The organism is Streptomyces lycii (assembly GCF_009735685.1).
GTDB classification, from domain to species: domain Bacteria; phylum Actinomycetota; class Actinomycetes; order Streptomycetales; family Streptomycetaceae; genus Streptomyces; species Streptomyces lycii.
This window is the reverse complement of the sequence record NZ_WHPN01000183.1, coordinates 1-6,701: the sequence shown is the minus strand read 5'-3', so window position 1 is coordinate 6,701 and position 6,701 is coordinate 1. Positions and strand designations below refer to the sequence as shown.

General features: G+C 73.3%; 7 protein-coding genes. 2 read left to right on the top strand and 5 right to left on the bottom strand.

Annotated elements, in window-relative coordinates; genetic code table 11:
- Window positions 1-38: 38 nt before the first annotated feature.
- Window positions 39-1,079, bottom strand: coding sequence for an NADP-dependent oxidoreductase (locus GCU69_RS07550; protein ID WP_156205471.1), 1,041 nt, complete (start codon window positions 1,077-1,079; stop codon window positions 39-41).
- Between the two features lie 165 nt (window positions 1,080-1,244).
- Here GCU69_RS07550 and GCU69_RS07545 point away from each other — a divergent pair, with 165 nt between their 5' ends.
- Window positions 1,245-1,688, top strand: coding sequence for a MarR family winged helix-turn-helix transcriptional regulator (locus GCU69_RS07545; RefSeq protein ID WP_098751770.1), 444 nt, complete (start codon window positions 1,245-1,247; stop codon window positions 1,686-1,688).
- 82 nt (window positions 1,689-1,770) lie between these two features.
- Here GCU69_RS07545 and GCU69_RS07540 read toward each other — a convergent pair whose 3' ends face one another.
- Window positions 1,771-2,619, bottom strand: coding sequence for an SMP-30/gluconolactonase/LRE family protein (locus GCU69_RS07540; protein ID WP_156205470.1), 849 nt, complete (start codon window positions 2,617-2,619; stop codon window positions 1,771-1,773).
- Complete coding sequence (locus GCU69_RS07535) at window positions 2,616-3,389, bottom strand: IclR family transcriptional regulator (protein ID WP_098751772.1); 774 nt, start codon at window positions 3,387-3,389, stop codon at window positions 2,616-2,618. Before GCU69_RS07535 ends, GCU69_RS07540 begins: the two co-directional genes overlap by 4 nt.
- 205 nt (window positions 3,390-3,594) lie before the next feature.
- Here GCU69_RS07535 and GCU69_RS07530 point away from each other — a divergent pair, with 205 nt between their 5' ends.
- Window positions 3,595-4,197, top strand: a complete 603-nt coding sequence (locus GCU69_RS07530) for a hypothetical protein (RefSeq protein WP_098751773.1) — start codon at window positions 3,595-3,597, stop codon at window positions 4,195-4,197.
- A gap of 107 nt (window positions 4,198-4,304) precedes the next feature.
- On the opposite strand, the gene GCU69_RS07525 is transcribed toward GCU69_RS07530, so the two are convergent.
- Together GCU69_RS07525 and GCU69_RS07520 are read right to left on the bottom strand one after the other, a co-directional pair.
- A complete protein-coding gene (locus tag GCU69_RS07525) occupies window positions 4,305-5,588 on the bottom strand; it encodes an ABC transporter substrate-binding protein (protein ID WP_098751774.1) in 1,284 nt (427 codons plus the stop codon).
- Window positions 5,585-6,640 carry a branched-chain amino acid ABC transporter permease gene (locus GCU69_RS07520; RefSeq protein ID WP_235978300.1) on the bottom strand — a complete coding sequence of 352 codons (1,056 nt, stop codon included), beginning with the start codon at window positions 6,638-6,640 and terminating at the stop codon, window positions 5,585-5,587. Before GCU69_RS07520 ends, GCU69_RS07525 begins: the two co-directional genes overlap by 4 nt.
- Between the last annotated feature and the right edge of the window lie 61 nt (window positions 6,641-6,701).

Below are 6,701 nucleotides of genomic sequence, written 5' to 3'. Positions count from 1 at the left end.
GCGGGGCGCGCCGCGGCCGGACGGCGGGAGTGCTGCGGTCAGGCGCCCAGGTTCACGATCATCTTTCCGGTGTTCTCGCCGCGCAGCATGCCGAGGAACGCGTCCACGGCGGCTTCGATACCCTCGGCGGTCGTCTCCCGGTACTTCAGCTCGCCGGAGCGGATCCAGCCGCCGACCTCTTCCACGAACCGCGGCTGCAGCGCCTGGTGGTCCGAGACGAGCATGCCCTGGATCCGCAGCCGCTTGCCGATGACCAGCGCGAGATTGCGCGGCGCGGGGGTCGGCTCGGTCGCGTTGTACTGCGAGATCATGCCGCAGACGGCGATCCTGCCGTGCACGTTGAGCGAGCTGATCGCGGCTTCCAGATGCTCGCCGCCGACATTGTCGAAGTAGACGTCGATCCCGTCGGGCGCGGCCTTCTTCAGCTGCTCGCCGACCGGGCCGTCCTTGTAGTTGAACGCGGCGTCGAAGCCGTACTCCTCGGTCAGCACCCGCACCTTCTCGTCCGAGCCGGCGCTGCCGACGACCCGCGAGGCGCCCTTGAGCTTCGCGATCTGGCCCACCTGGCTGCCGACGGCTCCCGCGGCACCGGAGACGAAGACGGCGTCGCCCTCCTTGAAGGAGGCCACCTCCAGCAGCCCCGCGTAGGCGGTGAGGCCCGGCATGCCGAGCACGCCGAGATAGGCGGGGAGCGGGGCGGCGTCCGGGTCGACCTTGACGGCGTGCCGGGCGTCGAGCGTGGCGTACTCCCGCCAGCCGAGCTGGTGCAGGACGTGGTCACCGACCGCGAAGCCGTCGGCCGACGAGGCGACGACCCGGCCCACCGCGCCACCGTCCATGGGGGCGTCCAGCCGGAACGGCGGGACGTAGGACTTGACGTCGTTCATCCGGCCGCGCATGTACGGGTCCACGGACATGTGGAGGTTGCGGACGAGGATCCGGCCCGGGCCGGGCTCCTCGACGGCGGCCTCGCGCAGCGCGAAGTCCTCCGGCCGGGGAACGCCGTGCGGCCGGGCCACGAGATGCCATTCGCGGCTGGTCTTCGGGAGTTCGGGGTTGGTGAGATCCGTTTCCGGCATGGGGGTGCGCCTCCTCCTGTCACGGCTGAGATCGCTGTGGCCCGCAGCGGTCCCGGAGTCCGTCTCCGGTCGGCCCACAGCTTCACCGCGGCAATGTTTCAGGTTCTGAAACAATCATGGGGCTGGATGTTTCATGTTGTCAAGTAACCAGGTAGCCTGGAGGGCATGAGCACACGCAGCGCCGAGCCGATCGATCCGGTGGCCCTCGAGGTCGTCGAGCTGATCGGCGACGTCGTGGCGCGGTATCACGAGGAGTACGACGAGGCGGCCTCCCGGCACTCCCTCACCGGCGCCCAGGCCCGTGTGCTCGGACTGCTGTCCCTGGAGCCGATGCCCATGCGGCGGATCGCCCGCCGGCTCAAGTGCGAGCCGTCGAACGTCACGGGGATAGTCGACCGGCTGGAGGCGCGCGGCCTCGTCGAGCGCCGTCCCGACCCCTCCGACCGCCGGGTCAAGCTGGCGGCCGTCACCGACCGGGGGAAGGACACCGCGCGCCTGCTGCGCGATTCGCTCGACTTCGCCCGCGAGCCGCTCGCCGGCCTGACGGTGGCCGAGCGCGCCCTGCTGCGCGACCTGCTGCGCCGGATGCTGGGCGAGGAAACCCCCTGAGCGGCGCGCGCACCGGCACCCGGGCAGGCGCGCACACCCGCACAGGCGCGCACACCGGCACCCGCACCGGCGCGCGGACCGCTCAGCCCGCGAAGGCCGGCTGCGGCAGCCCGCGCCCCGCGTCCTCCAGGACCAGCAGGGAGCCCGCGAGCGGATGCGGGCGGTGGCCCACGCGGGCCGTCGTGATGTAGAGGTCGGTGAGCCCGGCGCCGCCGAAGGCGCAGGCCGTGGGGCGGCGCACGGGCAGCCCGACCGTGCGGTCCAGCCGGCCGTCGGGGGTGTACCGGCGCACCGCGGCACCGTCCCACAGGGCCACCCAGACACAGCCGTCGGCGTCCACGCACAGACCGTCCGGGAAGCCCGCGCCCTCCTCGACCTCGGCGAGCGGACGGCGGCCGCGCACGTCCGTGCCGACGACGTCGAAGACGTCGATCCGGCGCGTCGGGGTGTCCACGTAGTACATCAGCCGCCCGTCCGGGCTCCAGCCCGTGCCGTTGCTGATGCTGACGTCCGGCAGCACCTCGACCGCCGTGCCGTCCCCGGTGATCCGGCGCAGGTTGCCGCCGCCCGGCCGCTCGTCGTACGCCATGGTGCCGGCCCAGAGCGCGCCGTCCGGGGCCACGGCGGCCTCGTTCCCGCGGCGGCCCGGGACCGGTTCCCGGAGCAGCCAGGAGAAGCCGCCCGAGGCGGAGAGCAGACCGATGCCGTCCCGCAGGTTCAGCACCAGCCCGCCGCCCTCGCGGGGTTTCGCGGCGCTCACGTGCTGCTCGGTCGCCAGAACGGTGCGGCGGCCGCCCGACGGGTCGTAGCCGTGCACCCGGGAGGAGAGGATGTCCACCCAGGTCAGCCGCTCCGTCACCGGGTCCCAGGTCGGCCCCTCGCCCAGCTCGGCCGTCGCCCGCACCGCGACCTGCGGCGCCCGGACGCTCATGCCCGCCTCCGGTGGCCCAGCCGGCCCGACAGGTCCTCCGCGCCCTTCACGGCCAGCTTCTCCAGCTCGGCCCGGCGCTCGTCGCTCCAGCGGATCATCGGCACCGAGATGCTGAGCGCGGCGACGACCGTGCCCGCGGAGTCCCGGACCGGAGCGGCGACACAGCTGACGTCCGGGTTGGACTCCCGCTGTTCGACCGCGACGCCCCGCCGGCGGATCTCCGCCAGCTCGCGGCGCAGCTCCTGCGGGGAGGTGATGCTGTTGTCCGTCATCGCGGCCAGCGGCCGGTTCTCCGGCAGCCGCGCGTCGAGAGCGTCCTCGGAGAGGGAGGCGAGCAGCATCTTGCCGACCGAGGTGCAGTGCGCCGGGAGCCGGCGGCCCGCGGCGGAGACCATGCGCACGGCGTGGGTGCTGTCGACCTTGGCGATGTAGATGACGTCGGCGCCCTCCAGCAGCGCGACGTGCACCGTCTCGTCACAGGTCTCGGCGACGGCGCGGGCCACCTGCCGCCCCTCGGCGGCGAGGTCCAGCTGCTCGGCGTAGCGGCTGCCGAGCTGGTACGGGCGGACGCCGAGCCGGTAGCGGCCGGGCTGCTCCGGGACGGGCACCAGGTAGTTCCGGGCGGCGAGGGTGGTGACCAGCTCGTGCACGGTGGTGCGCGGCAGCTGGAGTTTGCGGGTGATCTCCGGGGCGGAGAGCGTGCCGTCTCCGTCGAGGAACAGCTCGAGTATGTCCAGAGCCCTCGTCACGGCTGGTACCAGGCGTCCCATGGCCGCTCGCCCACCTTCTTTCGGCTGTGCTGCCCGGCCGGACCTGCGCCCCCGCCCGTCGCGTTCGACAGGACGAGTGCGTTCGAAATAACGGCCGTTGACCGGAATGACGAACACAGCGTACCGATCGTCCCGTTCACCGGGCAATGGAGGTGCACACACGGGCCGGGCACCGCCGGTGGTGGTTCTGCGCCACCATAGAGCCATGCCCGCCACCGCCCCGTCCAGCTTCCCCGTGCCCGGCCCGCTGATGTTCCAGCTGGTGCTGCTCCGCAGGATGGCCGACCACCAGCCCGGGCTGGTCGAGGACGCGCTGCGCGAGCTGGACACCGGCCGCGCCGTGATGCGCGAGGCCAACCGCCGCTGGCAGGCCATGGTCCGTTCGCCCCGGGCGCGCGGGGCGCTCAGCCGCTACCGCTCCGTCCTCGGCCCGCCGGAGTCCCGCACGGCGCGGCGGATCGGCGATCTGGACTGCGAAGCACTGCTGTGGCCGGTGCCGCTCTGGCCGGATCTGCGTTTCGAGGTGCTGGCGGGCCCGGGAGGCCAGGTGTGGAACGAGTGGCTGGTGCGCGCCCCGGGCTCCCCCGCGCCCGAGCTGCGCACCACCGCCGATCTGCTGCCCTGGTCCGCGGTCGTCGACGAGGTGGCCCGGGCCTTCGCCCCGGCCACCCCGCTGGAGGGTTCCGCCCCGACCCGCTGGCGGCTCGCCTTCACCGCCCCGGACGGCGGGGCGGGGCCGGCCGCGGAACCCCGCCGGGTGATCGCGGAGTTCACCTGGGGTCTGCTCCAGCGGCTGCCGGAGCACTGATCCACCACGGCGGCCGGAGCGCCGCGCCGGGCCCGGGGCCGGTCCCCTCCCGAGCACCGGCCCCGGGCGGCGGAGCCGTGAGCAGCGCTCCGCCGCCGGCCTGCCGCTCAGGACCGGTTCTCGAAGTACTCCCGCGCCTGAGGCAGCTCATGGGCGTCCTCCACCAGCACCGTGCCGCCGAGCGCCTTCTTGTCCGGCTTGGTGATGTACGAGGAGAAGGTGGCCGGGACCGACGGGTCGCTGAAGTCCTGCGTCATGCCGAGCCCCTCGTGCCTCTGCTGCGCGCGATGGGCCTTGATCAGCCCCTCCCGGGTGAGGTCCTTGGCCTCGCACGCCGCCTTGAGGTCCTCCCCCAGCAGCACGGCCGAGTTGTAGCCGGAGAGGACGCCGGAGTCGACCAGCTCCTTCGGGTGCTCCTTCTCGTAGGCGGCGACCATCTTCTTCACCTCCGGCAGGTCCGAGCTGACCGGCGGGGCCGCGGAGACGATGTGCAGCATCTTCTCCAGCGCCGGCCCGGCCTGGGTGGCCAGCAGCTGCGGGGCGAAGCCCGGTGCGCTGGTCACGACCGGAACGGTGAAGCCCTTGGCGGCCGACACCCCGACGAGGGAGGCCGTCTGGGTCGGCCCCGCGCTGATCAGCACGGCCTTCACCCCGGCCGAGCGCAACGCCGTGACCTGCGCCGACAGATCGGTGTCCGAGGCCTTGATCTTCTGGTCGACGACGGTGAGCCCGGCACCCTTCGCCGCGTACCGGGAGCCCTCCAGGGCGTTCTCGCCGTAGTCGCCCTCGAAGAACACATGGCCGATCTTGTCGCCCTTCTTCAGCCCCTGCTCACGGGTGAGGAAGTCGACGGCACTGATCATGTCGATGTCGTACGTGGTGCCGACGATCTGCACGGCCTCCCTGCCGAGCAGCGAAGCGGCCCACGCCTGCGGGAAGGTGAGGATCTTGTCGCGCTCGACGGCGTCCTGCAGCGAGGCGACCACCGGCGAGCCGATGACCTGCGGCATCGCGATGACGTCCGGCGACACCTCGGTGTACGCGGCCTGGGCCTTCTGCACGTCGTAGCCGTGATCCTTGACGACGATCTCGACCTTGCGTCCGCACACCCCGCCGGCCTCGTTGAACTCGTCCGCCCACAGCTGCTGGGCCTGCACGATGCTCTTGCCGAGGGTCGCGTACGGTCCGCTGAGGTCGGTCAGCGCGGCCAGCTTCACCGTCTTCCCGGTGACGCCGGGGCCGGTCTTCACCCCGTCGGCTCCCGCCTTGCCGCCCCCGCCGGCGTCCTCGGCCTTGGTGCTGCACCCGGCCCCGGTCAGGGCCAGTGCCGCGGCGACGGCCGCGGCGGCCACCGCCCGGCTCGCTCTTCCGGTGCGCTGCTTACGCTTCATGAGGTCCGCTCCTGGGGTTCGTCGGGCTTGCGGGGACTGGGCTGGGGGGTTCCGGGGGGCTTCGGGCGGGCCCGCGCGGCGCGGCCGGCGCGCAGCAGACCGCTGAGGCCGCCGGGGGCGCGGAGGAGGATGAGAATGATGGCCGCCCCGTAGAGGTAGCGGGCGGCCTCGGCGGGGCCGACGGCGTTGCCGCCCGCGCCCGCCTCCTCGATCAGCGGCAGCTGGTCCGCGTAGCGGGCGATCACCAGCGGCAGGGCGCTCACGAAGACGGCCCCGGCCGCCGCGCCGCCGACCGAGCCGAGCCCGCCGATGACGATCATCGCGAGGTAGTCGATGGACAGCGCCAGGCCGAAGTAGTCGGGAACCACGGTCTGGGAGACCAGCGCGATCAGCGCCCCGGCGAGGCCCGCGTACATCGAGGAGACGACGAACGCGGCGGAGCGGTAGCGGGCCACGGGGACACCGAGGACGGCGGCGGCGACCTCGCTGTCGCGTACGGCGGCCAGCGCCCGTCCGGGGCGGCCGCGCAGCAGGTTCCGCGCGGTCCACCAGGCGGCGGCGAGCAGGAACAGGCCGAGGTACCACAGGCGTTCGGTCGCGCCGAAGGGCACGCCGAGCACGGCCAGATAGGGGTCGGCGCCGGTGAAGCTGAAGCCGAGGACCTCCATCGGCGGCACCGGGCGGCCGTTGAAGCCGCCGGTGACCGGCTCGGCGTTCAGCATGACGTGATGGCCGAGGAAGACGAGGGCGAGCGTGGCCACGCCGAGGTACATCCCGCGCAGCCGCCCCGAGATGGGACTGAACAGGCCGCCCGCCGCGCCCGTGAGCCCGACGGCGAGGAGGAGTGCGAGCGGCGGCGGCAGCCCGAGCCCGGGATCGCCCGCGAACCAGGCGTAGCCGTACGCGCCGACGGCGAGGAAGAAGGCGTGGCCGAGGGAGAGCTGGCCGGTGGTGCCGGTGAGCAGGCCGAGGCCGATGGCGCCGATCGCGGCGGCCATGGCGAACAGCCCGATCTGCAGCCAGGACGCCTCCAGATAGAAGGGGAGGGCCATCAGCAGCAGCGCGGCGCAGCCGGTCGCGGCACGGCCCGCGGTGATCCGCCGGCCGGCTCCG